This is a genomic window from Halopelagius longus (assembly GCF_900100875.1).
Classification (GTDB): Archaea; Halobacteriota; Halobacteria; order Halobacteriales; family Haloferacaceae; genus Halopelagius; species Halopelagius longus.
In genome coordinates this window covers 826,866-848,976 of the sequence record NZ_FNKQ01000003.1, presented here as the reverse complement: position 1 = coordinate 848,976, position 22,111 = coordinate 826,866, and the positions used below count along the sequence as shown (strand labels likewise).

The following is a 22,111-nucleotide window of genomic DNA, read 5'->3' as shown; positions in this document are numbered from 1 at the left end:
CGGATCAGTCGTCGCCGGGCGCGACGCCGCGGCGGTCCGACTCCAAGGAGATGTCCATCTCCGCCAGCATCGATTCGACTTCCTCGCGCTTCTCTTGGTGCTCTTCGAGGAACTCCTCCATGAGAATCGCCGCCTGCTCCTTGCACCCGCCGCAGAGGCGTTCGCCGCCGACGCACTCGTCGTACACGCGCTTTGCGAACTCGTCGTCGTCGCCGGAGAGCAGGTAGGCGTACAGTTCGTAGACGGGGCACTCGTCGGCCTTGCCGCCGAGTTCTCGCTGTTTCTCCGCCGTCTCGCGCCCGCCGGTGGTGGCGGACTTCACCTTGTCGTACCCCTCTTGGGGGTCGTCCAGAAGCGAGATGTGCGAGGCGGGGATGGAGGAGGACATCTTCCCGCCGGTCAGGCCGGTCATGAAGCGGTGGTAGATGGAAGAGGGCGGCAGGAAGCCGTAGCCGCCGTTCTCCAACTCCACCTCGCGGGCCAACTCCTCGGCCACCGAAAAGGAGAGGTCGAACGCGTCGATGTGCTCCTCGTAGCGTCGCTTCTCCCCCTCGACGGACTCGATGAGGTCCTCGAACGCCTCCTCGGTCGCGTTGGCGTCGAGGAAGCGGACGCGCGGACGGAGCGGTTCCATCCCGGCGTTCTCCAACTTCTCGACGACCGATTCGACCGCGGATTCGACGGTCACGTCGACATCCAGTTCGTCGATATCTGCGTCTTCGACCCACTCGGCGGCCTCCCCGCACCGCGGCATCTCGGGGTCCTCGGCGAACTCCTCGCGCGCCTCGTAGGCGGCGGCGACGATAGGTCGCTCCGCGTCGGTGAGTTCGAAACTCGCGTACGCCTCGGTCACCTTGAAGAAGCGCATCCGCGCCGCGAGGTCACGGGCGAACCGGACGTGGGGGTCTTGGTCCGGGCCGACGGGGATGACCGTCGGTTTCGGTCCCTCCAACTGTGGGTAGAGGATGTCGGCCATCTGCGTGACGACCGACTGCATGTGCGAGACGTTCGTCTCGCCGTCGAAGCCGTAGATGCCCTGAAACTCCGAGAAGTTCGCCTTCGAGCCGAGTTCGAAGGAGAGGTCCTGTAAGGTTCGGTTGTCCGACTGTCGGTAGAGTTCACCCTCCTCGGGGTCGAAGCCGAGGGCGAGGAGCGAGAGGACGTAGTCGCGGGCGTGTTCGTCTATCTCCTCCCACGTCAGGCCGCGGGCGGAGTGCGCCTCCAAGTCCGCGATGAGACCGTAGGCGTCGCCGCCTTGCTCTTGGTGCCAGATTATCTCGTCGAAGACGAGTTTGTGGCCGATGTGGGGGTCGCCCGTCGGCATGAACCCCGAGAGGACGGCGAAGTCGTCGCCCTCGCGCATGGCGTCGGCGACGGGGCCGTAATCGCGGTGGCCGAAGATGACCCCGCGGCGCATCAGGTAGTGGGGGTTCGGCACCTCCGGAAGCACCTCGTCGAACTCATCGATGCCGAACTCCTCGAACAGTTTTCGGTAATCGGAGATGGTCGAAGAGCCCCACGGGTCGAGGGCCACGTCGTCGGCACCCTCCGCCGACGTGCCGCCGTCGGAAAGCGCCTGACGTGCTCCCTCGTCGTCCGTCCGGGTCTCTTCGTCCGTCTCGCGGGGGTCGGAGTCGTCTCGTGTCATGGAGTGAGTCGGGCGACCGAAAGCCAGTCTATGCCTCTCTTGGCGTCGGTGAGCGCAAAAACCATTCGCTTCCGCACCCCGCCGGCGAGGCGCACGTCCAAGGAGAGGTCCCGCGGCAGGAACGTGTGGTCCGGCGAGACGACCCGAACGAGGTCCGCGGAGTGCGAGAGGTCCGAGACGGTCGAGAAGTCGGTGTACACGCGGAAGTCCGCGCCGAACTTGAATCCGCTCTTGGGCACCGCCCCGGCGTCGCGGAGGGCGGCGTACGCCTGCAGGCGGCGGTCGAACCGGTCGCCCTCCACCTCGCGGGCCACCTCGACCACCGCCTCGTGGTCGGCGTCGATGTACCCCCGTTCGGAGAGGTACGCCCCCTCGACCAAGGAGAGTTGGAGCGGTCCCGAATCCGCGTTGCGGCCGTGAAGCCGTTGCCCGTAGAAGCCGCGTTCGTACATCTCGTCCGGCGACTCCCACAGCAACACCCTGTCGGAGAGGAGGTCCGACTCCAACCCCGAAGGGGGTTCGTACTCGTCATCACCGGACTGCATCCGGTGGCCTGCCGAGGTTCCCTCGACAGTGCCGCCCTCGATTTCCGGGCGGTCCGTCTCGAAGTAGGTGAGTTCGCCGTCCTCGTCGACGACGGCGAGGACCACGCCGTCGCCGAGTTCGGCGGCGGCGATGGACTCCCGTTCGCCCGCGATGCGGACGCGGTACTCCACGTCGTCGTCCCACGGGCCCTTCCCGCGGGGGTAGACGACGAAATCGACGCCCGCGCCGGCGTGGTCCGCGGCCGCGCCCGCCCAGTCCTCGCGCGCGGGCGAGAGGTAGAACCCCCTGTCTCTGAGGTCCTTGTAGACGACGAACTCCATCACCGCGCCCGTCCGCGTCAGGAACTCGCGGAAGCCCATCCCGTCTACGGCGTCTAAGTCGCCGCGCGCGAGGAGGTGCGCGGCTTCCACCGGCGCGAGTTCGATGCGGTTCCCGTCCGCGGGCCGTCCGTACCCCCGCGAGTCGTAGAACCGCTGTCGCGCGTCGCCGCCGACGCGGACGACGTCGCCGTCGAGTGTCCCGTCCATGTCCGGAGTCGGGGGCGGCGCGGACAAAGGGTCTGCGATGCTCGCGTTTCGCCCCGCCGCGGAACGGGACGTGTCCGATTCCGCGGCAGTTCGACTGTACGCTCGCTCTTCCGAATCACAGTGAGTCTGTGCAGTCGGCGGTTCTCGCGAACGCGTCCGAAAGCCTCGAATCGAGGGCGACGGGTCGGTTAGCCACCGAGCGTTCTGAAAGTGCTTCAGGACGTGGAACCACGCGTCCGCCGAGGCGCGAGCGTTAGCCGCGTTCGTTCCGCCGAAGCGATGCTCGCCGGTAGGCGAGTCTTCTCCATCGAATCGGTAGGGGACTCGAATGGCGTGGCCGGCGTCGGGGTACGCGAGGTGTTCGGCTTCCCACGGATAGTCGTGGTCGTCCAATCGTTCGATGATACGATCCGAGAGGAACGTGGACGACCAAACTCGGTCCGAACCGCCCGATATCAGTAGTATCGGACCGTCGACGTTCTCCACCTCGATCGTCGCTCGGTCCAGTTCCTCGTCGGACGCGCGTCGTATCGCCCGCGTAGATGCGTCTGGTGCGTCGTCGCCGAGTGCATCGTCGGCGCCGTCCTGAGGGTTATCGACGTGTTTCTCGACCGGGAGATACGGAACCGGGTCACCGTCCAGCGTCCAAGCGGCGCACTCCTCGTCGACACCGTCCATCCACGTCGGTGCCGGAAAGACGTAGCAACTCGGGACGTACGCCGCGACGGCACCGATACGACTGAAATGGCTCCCCGCGAGCAACGCCGCCTCGCCGCCCCGAGAGAACCCGACGACGCCCACCTGTCCTCCGACAACGTCCGGCCGTTCGAGTAGCCACTCGGCGGCGGCGGCGAAGTGTTCGAGCGGAATTTCGGAGAGGGCGTCCGAGACGCCGGGCGCACCGAAGTATTCGACGCAGAGCGTCGTGTAGCCGTGTTCGGCCAAGTGTTCGGCGTACGCCCGTTCGTATCCACCCGCACCGCCACTACCGTGGAGCACTAAGATGCCCGGAGCGGAGTCGTGCCCGACACCGGGGTACAGACGACCGGTCACGTTCTCCCTTCGGACGGGGCGAGCGGATACGAACCCGTTGCTCATACGTCCGCTTACGGAGAGGGGTGAATAAAACGAGGGGCGAGAACGCCGTGTCGTCTCCCCGCGAGTCCCGAATCTCGCTCCGCGCGAACTCGGTCCGATTCGACTGCTCGATACGTCCGACACCCGTCAGTTACTCGGCTTCGTCCGGTTCCGATAGGCCCTCTCTCCGACCGGAACAGGACGCGAAGACGCGGAACCGGACCTGTCGGTCAGGGCGGAATACTCATACGCCGACACGACGTACGTATAGCATGGTCCACTGGTCCTCCCCTCAGACGGCCCGGCAGCACCCCTCGTTGACGTTCGGCGTCGCCGGAGGGACGTTCGCCGTCCTCTTCGTCGCGGTGGCGACGGCCCAACGCATAGCCAGCGGCGAAGGGTACCTCCCGTCCGGCCCGGAGGTGCTTCTCGTCCTCGGCGGGTTCGTCGGCGGCGCACTCCTCGCGCGGGTGCTCTGGACACGCCTCGGCGGGACGGAATCGCCGCTTCGAGGGGCCGTCGTCGGCGCACTCGTCGGACTGTTCGCGATGCCGGTGCCGATGTACCTCCTCGAATTCGCGCTGGTCGTAGTGGACGGGATGCCGTTCGAGGCGGTGCCCGGTATGTCGCCGTGGATGCAGGTGGGGAGCGACCTGTTGCTCCTCCTCGCGACGCCGCTACTTCTCGCGGCGTTCGGCCTCGTCGCCACCTACGGGGGAACCGTCGTCGTCGGTGCCGCCACCGGCTATCTGCTCGCCCGCCGGTGAGCGCCGTCGAAGAGTTTCGAGCGCCGAGCGTCGTCCTCGATACGTACAGCGCGTCTCGACTCGTTCACCTGCGGAGGCGCACTTCGGCCACCGGCGCGACGCGTTCCCCGCGGTCCTCTAACGGTTCGATGAGGGGCCGCATGTCGTCGAACCGAGGGCCTTTCGTCACGACGTGAGCCTCTCGGTCCCACTCGATGAAGTCGAACCCGTCTAACTTGGGGAGGTGAACGTGGTGAGTGCGGAGGAGTTCTTTGTCCCCGCCGTCCACCCGCCGCGGTCCGGAGAGATACTCCCGGAGGAGCGCACGGTTCATCTCGGCCATCTCGGCGGTGATACCCGACAGTTTCGGAACGTCTCGCGACTCGTGATCCAGTAGGAATACTAACAGCCGACGCCGGTTCCCGTCTGCTAACGCGTCGAACATCTCCTCCTGATGGATCAGTCCCATACGAGGGTTGTCACGGCTCCACAATCTTAATCGGGCGCTGTTTTCACCGCGGGTCCGTGTTTTGATTAAGTGAGTAACTCCCCTCGCGGTCCGTCCGCGATTCGCCCGCCCGGACGGACGAGGCGGTCGGCGAACCGTCGGGTTTCACTCCTCGAACGCCTCGCACGTGCCGTCTAAACACCGCCGACCCCGCCCAGTCTCGAAGACGGGCAACCCGCAGTCGCACTCGTCTACGACGACGCCCGCCGGGACGGCGAACGCCGACTCGCAGTCGGGGTAGGCGTCGCACCCGGCCAGCAAGCGCCCCCCGCGGCGGACGATGCGGAGGTCGGAGTCGCAGTCGGGGCAGGTCCACGCGCGGTCGAATCGCCCTCTCACGGCGTCGTCCAGCGATTCGCACGCGCGGTCGATACAGAGTTCGAACGCCGCGCCGCACTCGGCGCGCATCAGGGGCAGGCCGCAGTCGTCGCAGGTGTCGTCCAGAACCGTCGCGCCGGCGGGAAGGACGAACCGCGCGTCGCTATCGACGCCGACCACCGCGCCGCCGACGCGGACGAGGGGTTCGCCCGTCTCGGGGTGTGCGCCGACGGGAACGCCCGCCTCGGTGGCGGGGTACTCCGCGCGCCCCGACGCGTCGTGGGAGACGACGCGGAGCGTCTGTTCGTCCGTGCGCGCGACGATGCCGAACCCGGAGGCGTCCGTCTCGACGGTCAGCGCGTCGGGCCGGGTCAACCACGACACCGGTTGGTAGCCGTCGGCGTCGTGGACGAGGACGGTCCGGTCGGGTTTCACGACGACGACGACGCGCCCGCGTTGCGTCCGGGTGCGCGCGCCCTCGAAGGTGGTGGTGCAGTCGCCGGCGAAGAGTCGGATGGATTCTGTCACGGCGACGGTGGCCCCGGCATCCCTGATAGACCCTCCCACGAAGGTCTTTGAAGGGTGGCGGTCGTTCGGGGTAGCATGGACGCCCCCGACGAAGTCGTGTTGTTCGACATGGACGGAGTCCTCGTCGACTCCGAGGACTACTGGCACGAGTTCGAAGACGAGTTCGTCTTCGCCGACGCCGTCGCCTCGGGCGACCCGGCCCACGAGGAGGTCACCGGGATGCACTTCCGGGAGATATACGACTACTTGGAGGAGGAGTACGGCACCAACGTCACGAAGGAGGAGTTCGTCGACGCCTACCACGAACGCTCCGAACTGCTGTACGGCGAACAGGTCGTCCTGATGGAGGGCGCGGAGGAACTGTTCGAGGACCTGCGGGCCGAGGGGCGGAAACTCGCTATCGTCTCCTCGGCCCCGCAGTCGTGGATTTCCATCGTCCGCGACCGCTTCGACCTCGGCCCCCTCGATTTGGTTCTCAGCGCCGAGGACATCGACGCCGCCGGGAAGCCGGAACCGCACATCTACGAGCACGCGGCGGCCGAACTCGGCGTCGAACCGGAGGAGTGCGTCGTCGTCGAGGATTCGCTCAACGGCATCGAGTCGGCCGTCCGGTCGGGGGCGTTCACCGTCGCCTACCGCAGGGCGCACAACGCGGAGTTGGACCTCTCGCAGGCGCACGCGGTTGCCGAGGGTCCCGAAGAACTGCGTGCGGTGCTGTTCGACTGAGGGCGGAGCGAACCGCGGCGGCTATTCTACGTCCACGGTGCGCGTCGCCGTGACCGGGTGGAGGGGCGCGTCGGGGAACGTCACCTCGACGCGGTACTCCAGTTCGTCCGCCGTCGCGCCGAAGACGCCCACCGGGACGGAGACGGCGTCGGTGAGGTACGTCTGCTTCGTCGTCATCTCCACCTCGTTGACCGTGACGCGGACGCCGACGGTGCCGCCGCCGCCGCGGTTCTCCACCGTCACCTCGCACATCTCGTTTTCTCCCGCGGCGATGCTGTCGGGGAACTCGCCCCACGACACCGCGACGGCGGGGAAGTTGCGCGCGTTCCTGACGACCTGTTCGGCGACGCCCTCGGAGAGTCCGGCGTTCCGGAGTTCCGCCTCGCCGGCCTCCACCACGTCGCGGGGACTGCGCAGGCCGCCCGTCGCGAGTTTGGTGGCGCGGTTCGGCCCGATGCCGTCAACCGCCGTCAGGCCGACTGCGTCGCGGGAGACGCCGTGTTCGACGCGCGCCTCGACGCGCCGGGCGAGGTTCGCCGCCCGCGGCCCGGCGAAGGCGTCGAGGAACTCCCGAAGCGCGGAGATGAGGCGGAGGGCGTTCTGCCGGATGACCCACGCGTCCGACCGCAGTTCCGAGGGCGTGGAGTTCTGCATCCCGGCGTGGAGGATGGCGAACACCTTCCGCGGGCCGTCTTCGAGGTGCGTCGAGACGCCCGACAGCACCTCGTCGACGGCGTCGCCCTCCGACTGGCGGGGGGAGACGTCGTGGAACTCCGCCGCGCCCGCGACGGTTTCGAGGATGGCGTCGTCGGTGATGGTGTCGCGTTCGCAGAGGTCGTGAAACCGCCGCGCGGTGTCCAGACGGAGGTAGTACTTCGAGGCGAGGCGTCCGAGCGTCGTCGCCTCGATGGTGAGGTCCTCGCCCATCTCGACGAACCCCCGGTCCACCAGCGTTTCGAGCGTCTCGCGCACGCGTTCGCGCAAGCCGCCGAAGTCGTACTCGTCTGGTTTCGAACGCGCGCGCTGGTAGTAGAACGTCGTCTCCAACCACGAGAGCACGTCCTCCAAGTCGCCGATGGTGCCCATCGCTATCTCGGCGTTGAGGTGGGAGTCTAAGTCCTCCGCGAGTCGGGACTCTATCTCCTTGCCCTCCCGGAGCAGTTTCCGGTACTTGTCGGCGTCCCCCCGGTCGCAGACGACCCACCCGTACCCCACGTCGTCGTAGCCGGGTCGGCCCGCGCGCCCGAGCATCTGGAGGATGTCCAACGGAGAGATGTCCACCTCGCCTTCGAGGGGGTCGTGGTGCTTCGTGTCGCGGATGACGACGCACCGCGCGGGGAGGTTCACCCCCCACGCCAGCGTCGAGGTGGAGAAGAGCAACTGTACCTTGCCCTCCTTGAACCACCGTTCGACCTTGTCGCGGTCGTCCTTCGCCAGTCCGGCGTGGTGGAACGCCACGCCGTCGGGAACCGACTTCCGGAGCGTCTCGTTGCCGAGTTCCTTCGCCTCGGTGTGGAAGTCGTAGTCGCCGCGCGCGCCGATGGGGATGTCGCGTTCGGCTATCTCGTCGCGTGCCTTCCCCGCCGCGCGGAGGGCGTCCTGCCGCGAGGAGACGAACACGAGGGCCTGTCCGTCCTCGCGGATGTGCGGTTCCGCCAAGTCCAACGCGCGGTAGAGGCGGCGGTACTTGTCCTGAAACGGGTTGTCGCCGTGGGTGTACGTCTTCACGTCGGCGTGGAGGTCCACGGGTCGGTAGTCGTCGCCGAACTCGAACGTCGTCTCCGGCGGGGCGTCCAACCACGCCGCCACGTCCTCGACGTTCGGCATCGTCGCGGACAAGGCGACGACGCGCGGGTCGCAGATGCGCCGGAGACGGGAGACGGTCACTTCGAGGACGCCGCCGCGCGTCTCCGAATCCAGCAGGTGCACCTCGTCGATGACGCAGCAGTCCACGTCGGTGATGAACGAGTACCGGGCGGAGTCGTGCTTCCGCGTGGCGGAGTCCGTCTTCTCGGGCGTCATCACGAGGATGTCCGCGCGTTCGGCGCGGCGGGGGTTCAGGTCGCGTTCCCCGGTGACGACGTAGACGGAGTAGCCGAGACTCTCGAAGCGTTCCCACTCCGACTCCTTCTCGTTGGTGAGAGCGCGGAGGGGCGCGATGAAGAGGGCCGTCCCGCCGTTCTGGAGCGTTCGACAGATGGCGAGTTCCGCGAGTGCGGTCTTTCCGCTTGCGGTCGGCGCCGAGGCGACGACGTTCTCGTCGGAGTCGAGAATCGCCGGGGCCGCCTCGCGTTGCATCCGGTTGAACTCGTCGAATCCGAAGGCGTCGGCGAAGTCGGGGACGACGTCCGCGACTTTCACGCGACGCACCTCCCGACGCTTCGAACGAGGGCCTCGTCGGACCGGAACTCCGACGGAGGGAGAGCAGTCATGTGAGAGAGGGAGACTTCCGTCGGGAAAGGCGTTTCTCCCCGCGTCCGTCGAAACGCACCGTCGGCTACCGGAGAGCGAAAGTGAAAGAGAGCGGAGAAATCGAGGAAGTTCGCCTCACGCGATGACGGTCGCGGCCGCGATGAACGACCACTTCGTGCCGCTCTTGGACTCGTTTTTCTTCTGTTCTGCCTTCGTCTGGTTACGGCGGTGGTTCCACTGCATATCTAGTAGGAGGCTTTACTCGCTTATGAGTATTTCGTTATCTTGACATATACGTCACGTACGACCCTGTGCGTTCGTGAACTGTCGTGAGGGTTCTCGGGCTACCGTCGGCCGTTCGCGTCCACGTCGAACGACTCCTCGCCGACGCGAATCGTGTTGTCCACGAGGTTCGCGTGGCCGCGGCGGAGGCGTTCGGAGATGGCCTGTTGGGAGACGTCGAGGGTGTCCGCCAAGTCGGCCATCGTCACGTCGCGCGGAACGTCGAAGTAGCCCTGTTCGGCGGCGGTGAGGAGAACTTCGTACTGCGCCTGCGAGAGACCGAACTCGCCGCGGGAGACCGACCCGGACAGTTCGTGGATGTTCAGTATCTCGAACGTCAGGTCGCGTTCGCGGCAGTACGCGGCGGTGTCCGAAAGCGCCTCCCTGTCCGGAAGGAGGAGGCGGACGCGCCACTGTTCGTCCGTTCCGTACATCTCCAACACCGCTCCCTTGGCGTAGACGAGGACGTGCGTCAGCGCGAGGACGTCTTCGACCCACTCCATCCGGTAGAGCCGTTCGTCGCCGAAGTCGTCGAGAAGCGTCGCCTCCGCGACGCTCGGGTCCGCGTCGAGGGCGTCGTCGAACTCCTCGAAGGAGTCGGCCGTCACCCGCACGTACGGGACGAGGCTGTCGCCGTCGTGAGCGACGACGCGGACTACCTCGAACTCGGCGCGGGGAACCTCCGCAAGCGACCGCCCTAGTGCGAACTCCTCCGCGGCTAGTTCGACCGAAGCGATGGTACTCATCGTCCGAAGCGACACGTTCCGGCGGATAAAGCGCGTTGGCAGATTTCGGCACGGTTTCGACTCGGCGACTGTCGAACTCCCCGACAGGAGACCCGAGGGGGGTTAACCACCAGTAGTATACAACCACAATGGGGTTATCGAACGCTAATCATCGTACACACAGGACGATGGACCCCCCCTACAGGCTCGACGACAGTCGAGTCCCCCTACACTGGGAGCTGGTTCCGTCGGACGACGGATTCACGTTCCGCCACCGTTCCCAACCCGTAACCGTCGAGGCGGTGAAGCGCACAGACGAGTACTGCGACCGGAACAGACCGTGGCTCCTCCGGTGCCGAGAACGGGCCAACGAAGCATCTCACACGCACGAAATCGGACGCGTCTCCACGGAAGTGGACGCGGTCTGTGCGCTCTTCGACTGGATGGAGTGCATCGACGAGCGAATCGAGCGAACCGGCGGCGCGCCGGTGAACCCCTCCGACGCCGGAGTCGAGGCGTTCGACGGGAGTCGGCCGACGCCGTGGCGGCCCGAACCCCAGAACGGGTAACGAAACGCGGTTAATCCTCACGCTTTTGCCGTCCGCCGCAGAAGGTGTACGCATGCCCGGCAGGCGGAAACCCGACTGGCTCAAGATGCGACCACCGTCGGGACGTCGGTTCACGGACATCAAACAGACGCTCCGCGACAGAGACCTCAACACGGTCTGTGAGGAGGCCAACTGTCCGAACCTCGGGGAGTGTTGGAGCGGTCGCAACGGACCGGGGACGGCGACGTTCATGCTGATGGGCGACCGGTGCTCCCGCGGGTGCAACTTCTGCGACGTGCAGACCGGCGGGATGGAGCCGTTGGACCCCGAGGAACCCGCGAACGTCGCCGACGCCGTCGCCGAAATCGGCCTCGACTACGTCGTGCTCACCTCCGTGGACCGCGACGACCTGCCGGACCAAGGCGCGGGCCACTTCGCCGAGACCATCCGCGAGATCAAACGGCGCGACCCGAGCGTGCTCGTGGAGGTGCTGATTCCGGACTTTCAGGGCGAACCCGAGTTGGTCCGGGAGATAATCGACGCCCGACCGGACGTCGTCGCGCACAACGTCGAAACCGTCGAACGCCTGCAGTGGCCGGTCCGCGACCGACGGGCGGGCTACGAGCAGTCGCTGTCGGTGCTCGAACAGGTGTCGCGGGAGTCGGACATCTACACGAAGACGAGCGTCATGCTCGGCCTCGGCGAGTACGACCACGAGGTGTACCGGACGCTCTCGGACCTCCGGGAGGCGGACGTGGACGTGGTCACCCTCGGTCAGTACCTCCAACCCTCCCGGACGCACCTCGACGTGTTCGAGTACGTCCACCCGGACGCCTTCGAGACGTGGCGGCGCGTCGCCGAGGAGGAACTCGGCTTCCTCTACTGCGCCGCCGGCCCGATGGTCCGGTCGTCGTACAAGGCGGGCGAACTGTTCGTCGACGCCGTGCTCAGAGACGGCAAGAGCGTCGAACAGGCCCGCCGCGAGGCGCGGACCGCCGCGGGCGACTGACCGCGGCCGCCGACCCGGTGCGAATTCTAAACGTTCGTCCATGATTCATCCGTCCCGGCGACGACAGTCGCGAAAACGCCGTTCGAAATCGGCCCGAATTCGAAGAACAGTCAGTTCGATCCGGTAGGAGTGGACGCGTCGGGACGGGTTGGCAGTATTTCTGTCCATAGTAAACTATTTACGAAAACACTATACCCCGTGCGGATGACCCTCCAACCATGCACAGGTGGGTTCACCCGTGAGCGTACTACAGCGAGACCCGCAGGACATGCTTCGCGTCCTCGACGAGAGCGGCGAACCCGTCGGCGAGGTTCCCGACCTGAGCGACGAGGAGTTGGTAGACATGTACCGCGAGATGCGGTTGGCCCGCCACTTCGACACGCGGGCGGTGAGCCTCCAGCGACAGGGACGGATGGGGACGTACCCGCCCCTGTCGGGGCAGGAGGGGGCGCAGATAGGGAGCGCGTTCGCCCTCGACGAGGAGGACTGGATGTTCCCGAGTTACCGCGAACACGGCGCTGCGCTCCACCGCGGCCTGCCGTTGAAGCGGACGCTCCTCTACTGGATGGGCCACGAGAAGGGGAACGCGATTCCGGACGACGTGAACATCTTCCCCGTGGCGGTGCCCATCGCCACGCAGATTCCGCACGCCACCGGCGCGGCGTGGGCGAAGAAACTCCGCGGCGAGGACGCGGCGGTCGTCTCGTACTTCGGCGACGGCGCGACGTCGGAGGGCGACTTCCACGAGGGGCTGAACTTCGCGGGCGTCTTCGACACGCCGAACGTGTTCTTCTGCAACAACAACCAGTGGGCCATCTCCGTCCCGCGGGAGCGACAGACCGCGAGTCAGACGCTGGCGCAGAAGGCGACAGCGTACGGGTTCGAGGGCGTCCAAGTGGACGGCATGGACCCCCTCGCCGTCTACGCGGCCACCCGCGCGGCCGTCGAGAAGGCGAAAGACCCCGACGAGGACGAACTCCGCCCGACGCTCATCGAGGCGGTGCAGTACCGCTTCGGCGCGCACACGACGGCGGACGACCCGAGCGTCTACCGCGACGACGACGAGGTGGCCGAGTGGCGGAAGAAAGACCCCATCCCGCGACTCGAACGGTTCCTCCGGGAGACGGGCCGCCTCGACGACGAGGCAGTCGAGTCCATCGAGTCGTGGACCGAGGAGCGAGTGGCGACGGCCATCGAGGAGGCGGAGTCGGAACTGCGACCCGAACCAGAGGAGATGTTCACGCACCTCTACGAGGAGTTGCCGCCGGAACTCCGCGAGCAGATGGCCGAGTTCGAGGCGTTGTACGAGAAACACGGAGCCGAAGCGTTCCTTCGGGAGTGACAGGATGAGCCAAAACCAGACCCAACAGACCCAGAGTTTGACGCTCGTGCAGGCGGTACAGGACGCTCTCTACACGGAGATGAAGCAGGACGACGACGTTATCGTCATGGGCGAGGACGTCGGGAAGAACGGCGGCGTCTTCCGCGCGACGGAGGGCCTGTTCGACGAGTTCGGCGGCGACAGAGTCATCGACACGCCGTTGGCCGAGTCGGGCATCGTCGGCACCGCCATCGGCATGGCCGCGATGGGGATGAAGCCGGTTCCGGAGATGCAGTTCTCCGGCTTCATGTACCCCGCCTTCGACCAACTCGTGAGTCACGCCGCGCGCATCCGCACTCGGAGTCGCGGCCGGTTCACCTGCCCGATGGTCGTCCGCGCGCCGTACGGCGGCGGCATCCGCGCGCCCGAACACCACTCCGAGTCGAAGGAGGCGTTCTACGCCCACGAGGCGGGCCTGAAGGTGGTCGTACCTTCGACGCCGTACGACGCGAAGGGACTGCTCATCGCCTCGATTCGCGACCCCGACCCCGTCGTCTTCCTCGAACCGAAACTCATCTACCGCGCGTTCCGCGGCGACGTGCCCGAGGACGACTACGAGGTGCCCATCGGCGAGGCGGCGGTCCGACGCGAAGGGGAGGACATCTCCGTCTACTGCTACGGCGCGATGACGCGCCCGACGATGGAGGCGGCGGAGAACCTCGCCGAGGAGGGAATCGACGCCGAAGTCGTGGACCTTCGGACGGTGGACCCGATGGACAAAGCGACCCTCGTCGAGTCGTTCGAGAAGACGGGCCGCGCGGCGGTGGTCCACGAAGCCCCGAAGACGGCGGGCATCGGCGCGGAGATCACCGCGACGCTACAGGAGGAAGCGCTCCTGTATCAGGAGGCCCCCGTCGAGCGCATCACGGGGTACGACGTTCCGTACCCCCTGTACGCCTTAGAGGACTACTACCTGCCGTCGGTAACTCGGGTCGAAGAAGGTATCCGGAACGCGGTTGAGTTCTGAACGATGGGTGTCAAGGAATTCAAACTGCCGGACGTCGGCGAAGGCGTCGCCGAGGGCGAACTCGTCACGTGGCACGTCTCCCCGGGCGATACGGTCACCGAGGACCAAGTCGTCGCCGAGGTGGAGACGGACAAGGCCCTCGTGGACGTTCCCTCCCCGTACAACGGGACGGTGAAGGAACTCCGCGCCGAGGAGGGCGAGATGGTCCCCGTCGGCGACGTCATCATCACCTTCGAGGTAGAGGGTGAAGGTGACGAGGGAGTAGAGACGGAACCGGAAGCGGAGAGCGACGAATCCGACGCAGCCGAAGGATCCGAAGAGGAGACGCCGCCCGCCGAGACGGAGTCGCCGTCCGGGCGCGTCTTCGCGCCGCCGAGCGTCCGCCGCCTCGCGCGGGAACTCGGCGTCGACCTCTCGGCCGTCGAGGGGTCGGGTCCGAGCGGACGCATCACCGAGACGGACGTGCGGAACGCCGCCGAGGAAGGCGGCGACGGCGACGAATCCGAGAGCGCCGGTCCGCGCAACGTCTCCTTCAGCGGCAAGTCCGCGGTGTCGAAAGCGGGCGACAGCGGAGACGGACAGGCCGCCGAGTCCGCGGGGTCGGCGGGGGCCCCCAAGGCCGCCGAACGCGAGAAGACGCTGGCCGCGCCCGCGACGCGCCGTATCGCCGAGGAGGAGGGCGTCGACATCGACGACGTACCCGCCACCGAGGAACGCGACGGCGAACCGTTCGTCACCGAGGCGGACGTGCGCCAGTACGCCGAAGTTCAACAGGCCGCACAGACGGCTGACGCTCGCTCTCTCGCCGCCGAGGAAGGCGCGGGGGAGGCGGCCGAATCGACCGAAGCGGCCGACGTGCCCGCACAGACCGTCGAACCCTCGACGGAGTCGGGCCCCGCCGCGGGCGAGCGAGTCCCCTACAAGGGCGTCCGGAAGGCCATCGGCGACCAGATGCAGCGCTCGAAGTACACCGCGCCGCACGTCACCCACCACGACGAGGTGGACGTGACGGAACTGGTCGAACTCCGCGAGGAGTACAAGCCGTTGGCCGCCGAACGCGACGTGAAACTCACGTACATGCCGTTCGTGACGAAGGCCGTCGTCGCGGCGTTGAAGCAGTTCCCGTACATGAACGCCCAACTCGACGAGGAGAACGAGGAGATAGTGCTCCGCGACGAGTACAACGTCGGCGTGGCGACGGCGACGGACGCCGGACTCCTCGTGCCCGTCGTCCACGGCGCCGACGGGAAGGGACTGCTCGATTTGGCACGGGAGACGAACGAGTTGGTCGAGAAGGCCCGTTCGCGGAAGATTTCCCCCGCGGAGATGCAGGGCGGCACGTTCACCATCACGAACGTCGGCGTCGTCGGCGGCGAGTACGCGACGCCCATCATCAACTACCCCGAGGTGGGCATCCTCGCACTCGGCGAGATAAAGGAGAAACCGCGCGTGGTGGACGGCGACATCGTCCCGCGGAAGGTGCTTACGCTGTCGCTGTCGTTCGATCACCGCGTGGTGGACGGCGCCATCGCCGCACGGTTCACGAACAAGGTCAAAGAGTACCTGTCGAACCCCAAACTCCTCTTGCTCGAATAAATGGTCGTCGGAGACATCTCAACCGGAACGGAGGTACTGGTCATCGGCGCGGGGCCGGGCGGGTACGTCGCCGCCATCCGCGCCGCACAACGCGACTTGGACGTGACGCTGGTCGAGAAGGACGCCTACGGCGGCGTCTGCCTCAACCGGGGCTGCATCCCCTCGAAAGCGCTCATCACGGGCGCTGACCTCGCCCACGAGGCGGGCAACGCCGAGGAGATGGGCATCCACGCCGACCCGGCGGTGGACGTCTCACAGATGGTCAACTGGAAGGACGACGTGGTGGACACCCTCACCGGCGGCGTCGAGAAACTCTGCAAGGCCAACGGCGTCAACCTCATCGAGGGCGAGGCGCGGTTCAAAGACGACGGGAGCGTCCGCGTCGCCCACGGCGGCGAGGGGCAGGGTTCGGAGTCCATCGACTTCCAACACTGCATCGTCGCCACCGGCTCTCGACCCATCCAGATACCCAACTTCGAGTTCGACGACGACCCGGTGTGGTCCTCGACGCACGCACTCGACACCGACACCGTGCCGGACAGACTCCTCGTCGTCGGCGCGGGCTACATCGGGATGGAACTGTCGACGACGTTCGCCAAACTCGGCGCGGACGTGACGGTGGTCGAGATGCTGGACGACGTGCTCCCCGGATACGAGGACGACGTCTCCCGCGTCGTCAAGAAGCAGGCCGAATCGCTCGGCATCGACTTCGAGTTCGGCGAGGCGGCGAGCGACTGGCGCGAGGAGGGCGACGGCATCGTCGTCACGACGGAGACGGAGGACGGCGAGGAGTCGTCGTACGACGCCGACAAGGTACTCGTCGCAGTCGGGCGAAACCCCCTCACGGAGACGCTCGATATCGAGAACGCGGGCCTCGAACTGACCGATAACGGCTTCATCGAGGTGGACGACCGGATGCGAACCTCCGTGGACGACATCTACGCCGTCGGCGACGTGGCCGACAGGGGGCCGATGCTCGCGCACGTCGGGTCCAAGCAGGGCATCGTCGCCGCCGAGCACATCGCCGGCGAACCCGTCGCCTACGACGCCCAAGCCGTCCCCGCCGCCGTCTTCACCGACCCCGAGATAGGGACGGTGGGGATGACGCAGGCGGAAGCCGAAGCGCAGGGCTTCGAGACGGCCGTCGGCCAGATGCCGTTCAACGCCTCCGGTCGCGCGTTGACGACGGGCCACACGGACGGGTTCGTCCGCATCGTCGCCGAGGAGGAGAGCGGGTTCGTCCTCGGCGCGCAGATAGTCGGCCCGGAAGCCTCCGAACTCATCGCGGAAGTCGCCCTCGCCATCGAGATGGGCGCGACGCTCGAAGACGTCGCGAGCACCATCCACACCCACCCGACGCTCTCGGAGGCGGTCATGGAAGCCGCAGAGAACGCCGAGGGACAGGCGATTCACACGCTGAACCGGTAGTCGCCCCTCGCCTCACTCGGCCGTCGGGTCCTCCCGAACCGTCGGGACGGCGCGACGCGAAAACCGCGCTCATCGACCCTGATAGTCGATGTTCTATCAGTATCCTCCTCGAACGTTGATGACAATATATCAGAAGTGCAACATATTAATGCGTCCGGCCCCTAGGAAGAATCACTATGAGAGGACCGAAGAAAGACCGAAACTTCCTGGGCAGCAGTCTCCGCGGATGGACGCGAACCGCCGCGACGCGCGACGGGACGGACGGCGTCCCCGGCGACCGACGGACTCCCTCGGGGTCGCCCCGTCGCGGTCCGACGCTCGGGACGGCCGCACAGTCTCCGCTGAACACGCTCGTCAATCTCCTGCGGACGTAATCTCTCCCCGCGCCCGACGCGCGCCGACCCGGTAGCCGAGGCCGGCGCGAACTCGGAAACGCGGGTTCGAGCGATTCGGCGCGAACGCCGCTTTTTTCGACGCCGCTCGAACGAGTAGCCGTCGGTACGTCGGCATCGAGACGGACGAAAACGGGAACGGACGGCGAGAACCGCCCGGAGGATGGCTTCGGAGCGACCGATTACTTCGTCCGCGGGACGCCGCCGTCCGTCGCGCGGGCGGGATGGGTCCCGGCGGAGGCCGCCGAGGCGTCGGCCGCCGAACCGGCGACGGTCCCGTCGGCGGACACCTCGAACCGGTCGAGCAGACCGCTCAGTTCCGTCGCCGCGGTGGCGAGGCCGTTGATGTTGTGGGAGACTTCCGACATCGAGGCGGTCTGTTCCTCGGAGGCGGCCGAGACGCTGGCGACCTCCTCGCTGGTCCGTTCGCCCGACCGGTTCGCCTCGTCGACCATCCGCAGAATCTCCTCGGTGGAGGTGGCCTGTTCGGTCGTCGCGCGGTCTACCTCCTGGATGCTCTCGTTGACGTCTTCGACTCGGTCCGCTATCTCGTCGAGGTCGGTCAGGGCCGCCGCGACGGTCTCCGTCCCCGAATCGACGCGCTCTCCGACCGCGTGCATGTCGTCGACCGTGTCGGCGGCCGACGATTGAATCTCGCCGATGAGCGACTCGATGCGACCGGTGGCGTCGCCCGCCTCGCCCGCGAGCGTCTTTATCTCGCCCGCGACGACGGCGAACCCCTTGCCCGCCTCGCCGGCGCGCGCCGCCTCGATGGAGGCGTTCAGCGCCAGCAGGTTCGTCCGTTCGGCTATCTCGGTGATGAGGTCCACGATGGAGACGATTTCGGTCAGTTCGGCGTGGAGGCCTTCCACCTCGCCGACCGTCCGTTCGGTCTCGCGTTGGATGTGACCCATCTCGTCGAGGGCCGCCTCCGCCGACGCCCGCCCGGACGTGCCCAGAGACGCCGCTTCGCCGGACGTCCGGGCGACGTCCGTCGCGGAGGCCGCTACCTCCTCCACCGTCGCAGAGAGGGTGCTCATCTCGTCGGCCGCCTCCGTCAGGTTGTCGTGCTGGCGGTCGCTCTCCGTCGAGACGTTCGTCATCGCCGTGCTCACCTCCTCGCTCGCCGTCTTGACCTCCTCCGTGCTGGCGTCGATTTCGGCGGTCGAACTCGCCACGTCCGACCCGAACGACTGAATCTCGACGACGGTCCGTTCGAGTTCGACCATCATCGCGTTGAACCCGTCGGCGATGCGCGACATGGCCTCGCTGTCGCCGCCGTCGTCCATCCGCGCGGTCAGGTTACCGGCGGCGGCGTCCTCCATGACGCGACCGAACTCGGCGGCCTTCGATTCGAGCGACCGGGTGAGCAGTTCGGCTTCCTCCCGCGAGACGGCCTCGCGCGCCCGCGACTCTTTCATGTCCTCGACGACGGCGTAGGTGCCCGTCGCGCCGACGGAGAAGACGGCCGTCGTCGCAGTCAGAAGCGAGACGCTGGCCACGTCGAGGACGTCGCCGCCGAGGGTGACGCCGAGATGCTCCGCGGCGACGACGCCCGTCCAGAGGAATCCCAGAAGCGACGCTAACGCGAAGTTGAGCCAGAACCCGGCCTCCGCGTCCGTCTCGCTGTACGCCTTCAGGCTGACGACGACGGCACCGAGGAACGCCAGCGTCCCGACGACGTCGAAGAACGCGACGAGTTCGACCACGGGTCACTCCCCCTCCGCGAGGACGCGGCGGCGGCGCGTGTACGCGGCGACGAAGAAGACGACGCCCGCGCCGGCGATGCCGACGGCGTGTTCGACGACGTTCAGGACGTCGCCGAGAACCACCGCTTCGAGGTTCGTCACCACGGCACCGACGCAGAGCAGGAGGTATCCGCCGGTGAACAGTTTCGAGCGCGACGAACTCAACAGCAACACGGGAACGAGTCCGACGAACGCTATCACGACCAGTATCAGCTCTTTCGGGTCCAACGCAGCAAGTTCCGAAGCCATGTTATCCGGCACCACATTCTCGGTTCGAGACTTAGCAGTATCTTCCCGAATATCGGGGTTGAGAAGCACGGACGCGTCCGAATCCGCCATCGATAAACCGGTTTTTCGTTCGAAGGAGCGCCGCTTCCGCGGTATCGAGGCGGCGGCGGCTCCGGTCGCCGAACGGGAGAATCAGCGGAGAGAAAGGTGAAGCGGGAGAGAAGCGAGAGAAAACGGGCGAAGCGACAGAGAGAGAACCGACGAGGGTCGGCACGGTAGCCGACGGCGGTGCCAGGCGATGGCCGACGGAGACGGAGGGGTTACTCCGACTTCCGCACGATGGCGCGTTCGGCCAACAGGTCGCCGAGTTCGTACATCGAGGAGACGACGTCGTCGCAGGCGGGTTCGACGGCCGGCTTGGGTTCGAAGCCGACGGCGAGGCCGGCGACTTCGAGCATCGGGAGGTCGTTCGCGCCGTCGCCGACGGCGACCGAGTGGGAGAGTTTCACGCCGAGTTCGTCCGCGAGCGATTCCAGCGCTTCGTCCTTCGTCCCCTCGATGAGGGACCCCTCCACCTCGCCGGTGAGGCGGTCGCGTTCGACGGGGAGTCGGTTGGCGACGATGGAGTCCACCTCGACGCCCTCCTTCTGTAAGGCGCGTTCGACGCCGCGTTCGAAGCCGCCGGTGAGGATGGCGACGTGGTGACCGGCGTCCCGGAGGCGGGCGATGAGGTCCGCCGCGCCGGGGCGGAGGGTAACTTCGTCGTACGCCGCCTCCGCGTCCTCGATTTCGAGGCCCTCCAACAGGGAGGCGCGCTTGCGGAGACTCTGCGCGTAGGATATCTCGTCGTTCATGGCCCGTTCGGTGATGTCGGCCATCTCCTCGGCCACGTTCTTGCGCTTGCCGAGGAGCACGGTCATCTCCGAGTCCGAGAGCGTTCCGTCGAAGTCGAAGGCGATGAGTCGCATATCCGACCGTCACTCGCGGACGGTTTGAAACCATCCATCCGCGCCGAAGCCGATTCCGCCGGGGTGAGGCGGCCGTCGGGGGCGGACGGGAGCGAGACGAGAACGCCCGTGATATGCGATAACGAACCACTATTAGCCATATCAGCCGTCGAAGAAACCCTTATCCGGAGTCCAAGGAACATACGCGCATGAAGGTTCTCGTCACGGACCCGATAGCCGACGCGGGGTTAGAGCGACTCCGCGAAGCGGGCCACGAGGTCGTGACCGACTACGACGCAGAGGGCGACGCACTCTTAGAAGCAGTCTCGGACGCGAACGCGCTGGTCGTCCGTTCCGGGACGGAGGTAGACGAGGCGGTGTTCGAGGCCGCACCGAACCTCGTCATCGTCGGACGCGCCGGCATCGGCGTGGACAACATCGACATCGACGCCGCGACGGACCACGGCGTCATCGTCGCCAACGCCCCCGAAGGGAACGTTCGGGCCGCCTCCGAGCACACCGTCGCGATGGCGTTCGCCGCCGCGCGCTCCATCCCGCAGGCGCACGCCCGCCTGAAGGACGGCGAGTGGGCGAAGGGCGACTACCTCGGGACGGAACTCAACGGGAAGACGCTCGGCATCGTCGGCCTCGGCCGCGTCGGCCAAGAGGTCGCAAAGCGCCTCGACGGCCTCGGCATGGACCTCGTCGCGTACGACCCCTACATCGGCCAAGAGCGCGCCGAACGCCTCGGCGCCGAACTCGTCGAGTTCGAGGAGTGTCTCGAACGCGCCGAGTTCCTGACGGTCCACACGCCGCTTACGCCGGAGACGGAGGACCTCATCTCGACGGACGAACTCGAACTGATGGGCGGCGGCTACCTCGTCAACTGCGCCCGCGGCGGCGTCGTGGACGAAGCGGCCCTCGCCGCCGCCGTCGAGAACGGAACGCTCGACGGCGCGGCCGTGGACGTGTTCGCCGACGAACCCGTCTCGCCGGACAACCCGCTTCTCGCCGTCGAGGACATCGTTGTGACGCCGCACCTCGGCGCGTCCACGTCGGCGGCCCAAGAGAACGTCGCCACCTCCATCGCCGACCAGATAGACGCCGCGTTCAACGAGGAGCCCGTTATGAACGCGCTCAACGCCCCCTCGGTGGACGAGAGCGCCTTCCCGCGCATCCGGCCGTACATCGACCTCGCGGAGACGGCGGGCAAAGTCGGCGCGCAGTTGCTCGACGGCCGCATCTCCTCGGTCGAAGTCACCTACGAGGGCGACATCGCCGACGAGGACGTCGACTTGGTGACCGCCTCGGCTCTCAAGGGCGTCTTCGAACCGCTGGAGTGGCAGGTCAACGCCGTCAACGCGCCGAAGATAGCCGAGGAACGCGGCATCGACGTGACGGAGTCTAAGACCATGCAGTCGGAGGACTTCCAGAGTCTCGTCACCGTCACCGTCGGCAACGAGGAGGAGACCCTCAGCGTCTGCGGGACGCAGTTCGCGGGCGACGACCCGCGCATCGTCCGCATCGACGGCTACCGCGTCGACGCCATTCCGCACGGCCGGATGCTCGTCGCGCGCAACTACGACACGCCGGGCGTCATCGGCTTCATCGGCAGCGTCCTCGGCGACAACGACGTGAACATCGCCGGGATGTTCAACGCCCGCCGCGCCGACGAGGGCGGCGAGGCGTTGACCGTCTACAACCTCGACGAGCACGTCCCCGACGAGGTTCGAGAGGAACTCCTCGCGGACGAACGCATCATCGACGTGAAGTACCTCACCCTGAACGGCACCGACGAGTAAGAACCGCTTCGAGCGCGTTTCG

At 66.9% G+C, this 22,111-nt stretch carries 19 protein-coding genes and 1 pseudogene; 10 read left to right on the top strand and 10 right to left on the bottom strand.

What is annotated here, in order from left to right; translation table 11 throughout:
• Window positions 1-4: 4 nt before the first annotated feature.
• The 3 genes and pseudogenes from BLS11_RS15095 to BLS11_RS19725 all read right to left on the bottom strand — a co-directional run.
• Window positions 5-1,648 carry a tryptophan--tRNA ligase gene (locus BLS11_RS15095; protein WP_092538562.1) on the bottom strand — a complete coding sequence of 548 codons (1,644 nt, stop codon included), beginning with the start codon at window positions 1,646-1,648 and terminating at the stop codon, window positions 5-7.
• Complete coding sequence (gene endA / locus BLS11_RS19730) at window positions 1,645-2,721, bottom strand: tRNA-intron lyase (RefSeq protein ID WP_245698960.1); 1,077 nt, start codon at window positions 2,719-2,721, stop codon at window positions 1,645-1,647. The genes BLS11_RS15095 and endA overlap by 4 nt, the downstream gene beginning before the upstream one ends.
• A 213-nt stretch (window positions 2,722-2,934) precedes the next feature.
• A pseudogene (locus BLS11_RS19725) lies at window positions 2,935-3,819 on the bottom strand (alpha/beta fold hydrolase); the annotation flags it as partial.
• Window positions 3,820-4,070: 251 nt separating this feature from the next.
• On the opposite strand from BLS11_RS19725, the gene BLS11_RS15085 reads away from it, so the two are divergent.
• The gene (locus tag BLS11_RS15085; protein ID WP_092538560.1) at window positions 4,071-4,565 is read left to right on the top strand and encodes a hypothetical protein; all 495 of its coding nucleotides are present in this window, start codon (window positions 4,071-4,073) and stop codon (window positions 4,563-4,565) included.
• 64 nt (window positions 4,566-4,629) lie between these two features.
• Here the strand turns inward: BLS11_RS15085 and BLS11_RS15080 are convergent, their stop codons facing one another.
• Window positions 4,630-5,013 (bottom strand): DUF7344 domain-containing protein, encoded by a 384-nt coding sequence (locus tag BLS11_RS15080; RefSeq protein ID WP_092538559.1) that lies wholly within the window; start codon window positions 5,011-5,013, stop codon window positions 4,630-4,632.
• Window positions 5,014-5,157: 144 nt separating this feature from the next.
• Window positions 5,158-5,898, bottom strand: coding sequence for an Sjogren's syndrome/scleroderma autoantigen 1 family protein (locus BLS11_RS15075; RefSeq protein ID WP_092538558.1), 741 nt, complete (start codon window positions 5,896-5,898; stop codon window positions 5,158-5,160).
• A gap of 75 nt (window positions 5,899-5,973) precedes the next feature.
• Between BLS11_RS15075 and BLS11_RS15070 the strand changes: the two genes are divergently transcribed.
• The gene (locus BLS11_RS15070) at window positions 5,974-6,624 is read left to right on the top strand and encodes an HAD family hydrolase (RefSeq protein WP_092538557.1); all 651 of its coding nucleotides are present in this window, start codon (window positions 5,974-5,976) and stop codon (window positions 6,622-6,624) included.
• Between the two features lie 21 nt (window positions 6,625-6,645).
• Here BLS11_RS15070 and BLS11_RS15065 read toward each other — a convergent pair whose 3' ends face one another.
• Both BLS11_RS15065 and BLS11_RS15060 read right to left on the bottom strand, forming a co-directional pair.
• Window positions 6,646-8,985 (bottom strand): DEAD/DEAH box helicase, encoded by a 2,340-nt coding sequence (locus BLS11_RS15065; protein ID WP_092538635.1) that lies wholly within the window; start codon window positions 8,983-8,985, stop codon window positions 6,646-6,648.
• 395 nt (window positions 8,986-9,380) lie between these two features.
• Window positions 9,381-10,064 (bottom strand): helix-turn-helix domain-containing protein, encoded by a 684-nt coding sequence (locus tag BLS11_RS15060; protein ID WP_092538556.1) that lies wholly within the window; start codon window positions 10,062-10,064, stop codon window positions 9,381-9,383.
• A gap of 167 nt (window positions 10,065-10,231) precedes the next feature.
• On the opposite strand from BLS11_RS15060, the gene BLS11_RS15055 reads away from it, so the two are divergent.
• From BLS11_RS15055 to BLS11_RS15025, 7 genes are all read left to right on the top strand, one after another.
• A complete protein-coding gene (locus BLS11_RS15055) occupies window positions 10,232-10,612 on the top strand; it encodes a hypothetical protein (protein ID WP_092538555.1) in 381 nt (126 codons plus the stop codon).
• A 52-nt stretch (window positions 10,613-10,664) separates the two neighbouring features.
• Window positions 10,665-11,600, top strand: a complete 936-nt coding sequence (lipA, locus tag BLS11_RS15050; protein ID WP_092538554.1) for a lipoyl synthase — start codon at window positions 10,665-10,667, stop codon at window positions 11,598-11,600.
• 238 nt (window positions 11,601-11,838) lie between these two features.
• Window positions 11,839-12,942, top strand: a complete 1,104-nt coding sequence (pdhA, locus tag BLS11_RS15045; protein ID WP_092538553.1) for a pyruvate dehydrogenase (acetyl-transferring) E1 component subunit alpha — start codon at window positions 11,839-11,841, stop codon at window positions 12,940-12,942.
• Window positions 12,943-12,946: 4 nt separating this feature from the next.
• Window positions 12,947-13,948, top strand: coding sequence for an alpha-ketoacid dehydrogenase subunit beta (locus tag BLS11_RS15040; protein WP_092538552.1), 1,002 nt, complete (start codon window positions 12,947-12,949; stop codon window positions 13,946-13,948).
• A 3-nt stretch (window positions 13,949-13,951) separates the two neighbouring features.
• Window positions 13,952-15,544 (top strand): dihydrolipoamide acetyltransferase family protein, encoded by a 1,593-nt coding sequence (locus BLS11_RS15035; RefSeq protein ID WP_092538551.1) that lies wholly within the window; start codon window positions 13,952-13,954, stop codon window positions 15,542-15,544.
• A complete protein-coding gene (gene lpdA / locus BLS11_RS15030; protein WP_092538550.1) occupies window positions 15,545-16,972 on the top strand; it encodes a dihydrolipoyl dehydrogenase in 1,428 nt (475 codons plus the stop codon). It begins immediately after the preceding gene.
• Window positions 16,973-17,148: 176 nt separating this feature from the next.
• A complete protein-coding gene (locus BLS11_RS15025) occupies window positions 17,149-17,346 on the top strand; it encodes a hypothetical protein (protein WP_092538549.1) in 198 nt (65 codons plus the stop codon).
• A gap of 200 nt (window positions 17,347-17,546) precedes the next feature.
• Here BLS11_RS15025 and BLS11_RS15020 read toward each other — a convergent pair whose 3' ends face one another.
• The 3 genes from BLS11_RS15020 to serB all read right to left on the bottom strand — a co-directional run bounded on the left by BLS11_RS15020 (window position 17,547) and on the right by serB (window position 20,308).
• Complete coding sequence (locus tag BLS11_RS15020; protein WP_092538548.1) at window positions 17,547-19,073, bottom strand: methyl-accepting chemotaxis protein; 1,527 nt, start codon at window positions 19,071-19,073, stop codon at window positions 17,547-17,549.
• Window positions 19,074-19,076: 3 nt separating this feature from the next.
• On the bottom strand, window positions 19,077-19,361 hold the full coding sequence (locus tag BLS11_RS15015) for a hypothetical protein (protein WP_092538547.1): 285 nt from the start codon (window positions 19,359-19,361) through the stop codon (window positions 19,077-19,079).
• A 299-nt stretch (window positions 19,362-19,660) separates the two neighbouring features.
• On the bottom strand, window positions 19,661-20,308 hold the full coding sequence (gene serB / locus BLS11_RS15010) for a phosphoserine phosphatase SerB (protein ID WP_092538546.1): 648 nt from the start codon (window positions 20,306-20,308) through the stop codon (window positions 19,661-19,663).
• 188 nt (window positions 20,309-20,496) lie between these two features.
• Between serB and serA the strand changes: the two genes are divergently transcribed.
• On the top strand, window positions 20,497-22,089 hold the full coding sequence (gene serA / locus BLS11_RS15005) for a phosphoglycerate dehydrogenase (RefSeq protein WP_092538545.1): 1,593 nt from the start codon (window positions 20,497-20,499) through the stop codon (window positions 22,087-22,089).
• The last annotated feature ends 22 nt before the right edge of the window (window positions 22,090-22,111 follow it).

Coding starts and splice junctions, on each gene's coding strand:
- BLS11_RS15095 (WP_092538562.1), bottom strand. CDS start 1,648: ATGACACGAGACGACTCCGACCCCCGCGAGACGGACGAAGAGACCCGG.
- endA (WP_245698960.1), bottom strand. CDS start 2,721: ATGGACGGGACACTCGACGGCGACGTCGTCCGCGTCGGCGGCGACGCG.
- BLS11_RS15085 (WP_092538560.1), top strand. CDS start 4,071: ATGGTCCACTGGTCCTCCCCTCAGACGGCCCGGCAGCACCCCTCGTTG.
- BLS11_RS15080 (WP_092538559.1), bottom strand. CDS start 5,013: ATGGGACTGATCCATCAGGAGGAGATGTTCGACGCGTTAGCAGACGGG.
- BLS11_RS15070 (WP_092538557.1), top strand. CDS start 5,974: ATGGACGCCCCCGACGAAGTCGTGTTGTTCGACATGGACGGAGTCCTC.
- BLS11_RS15060 (WP_092538556.1), bottom strand. CDS start 10,064: ATGAGTACCATCGCTTCGGTCGAACTAGCCGCGGAGGAGTTCGCACTA.
- BLS11_RS15055 (WP_092538555.1), top strand. CDS start 10,232: ATGGACCCCCCCTACAGGCTCGACGACAGTCGAGTCCCCCTACACTGG.
- lipA (WP_092538554.1), top strand. CDS start 10,665: ATGCCCGGCAGGCGGAAACCCGACTGGCTCAAGATGCGACCACCGTCG.
- BLS11_RS15040 (WP_092538552.1), top strand. CDS start 12,947: ATGAGCCAAAACCAGACCCAACAGACCCAGAGTTTGACGCTCGTGCAG.
- BLS11_RS15035 (WP_092538551.1), top strand. CDS start 13,952: ATGGGTGTCAAGGAATTCAAACTGCCGGACGTCGGCGAAGGCGTCGCC.
- lpdA (WP_092538550.1), top strand. CDS start 15,545: ATGGTCGTCGGAGACATCTCAACCGGAACGGAGGTACTGGTCATCGGC.
- BLS11_RS15025 (WP_092538549.1), top strand. CDS start 17,149: ATGAGAGGACCGAAGAAAGACCGAAACTTCCTGGGCAGCAGTCTCCGC.
- BLS11_RS15015 (WP_092538547.1), bottom strand. CDS start 19,361: ATGGCTTCGGAACTTGCTGCGTTGGACCCGAAAGAGCTGATACTGGTC.
- serB (WP_092538546.1), bottom strand. CDS start 20,308: ATGCGACTCATCGCCTTCGACTTCGACGGAACGCTCTCGGACTCGGAG.
- serA (WP_092538545.1), top strand. CDS start 20,497: ATGAAGGTTCTCGTCACGGACCCGATAGCCGACGCGGGGTTAGAGCGA.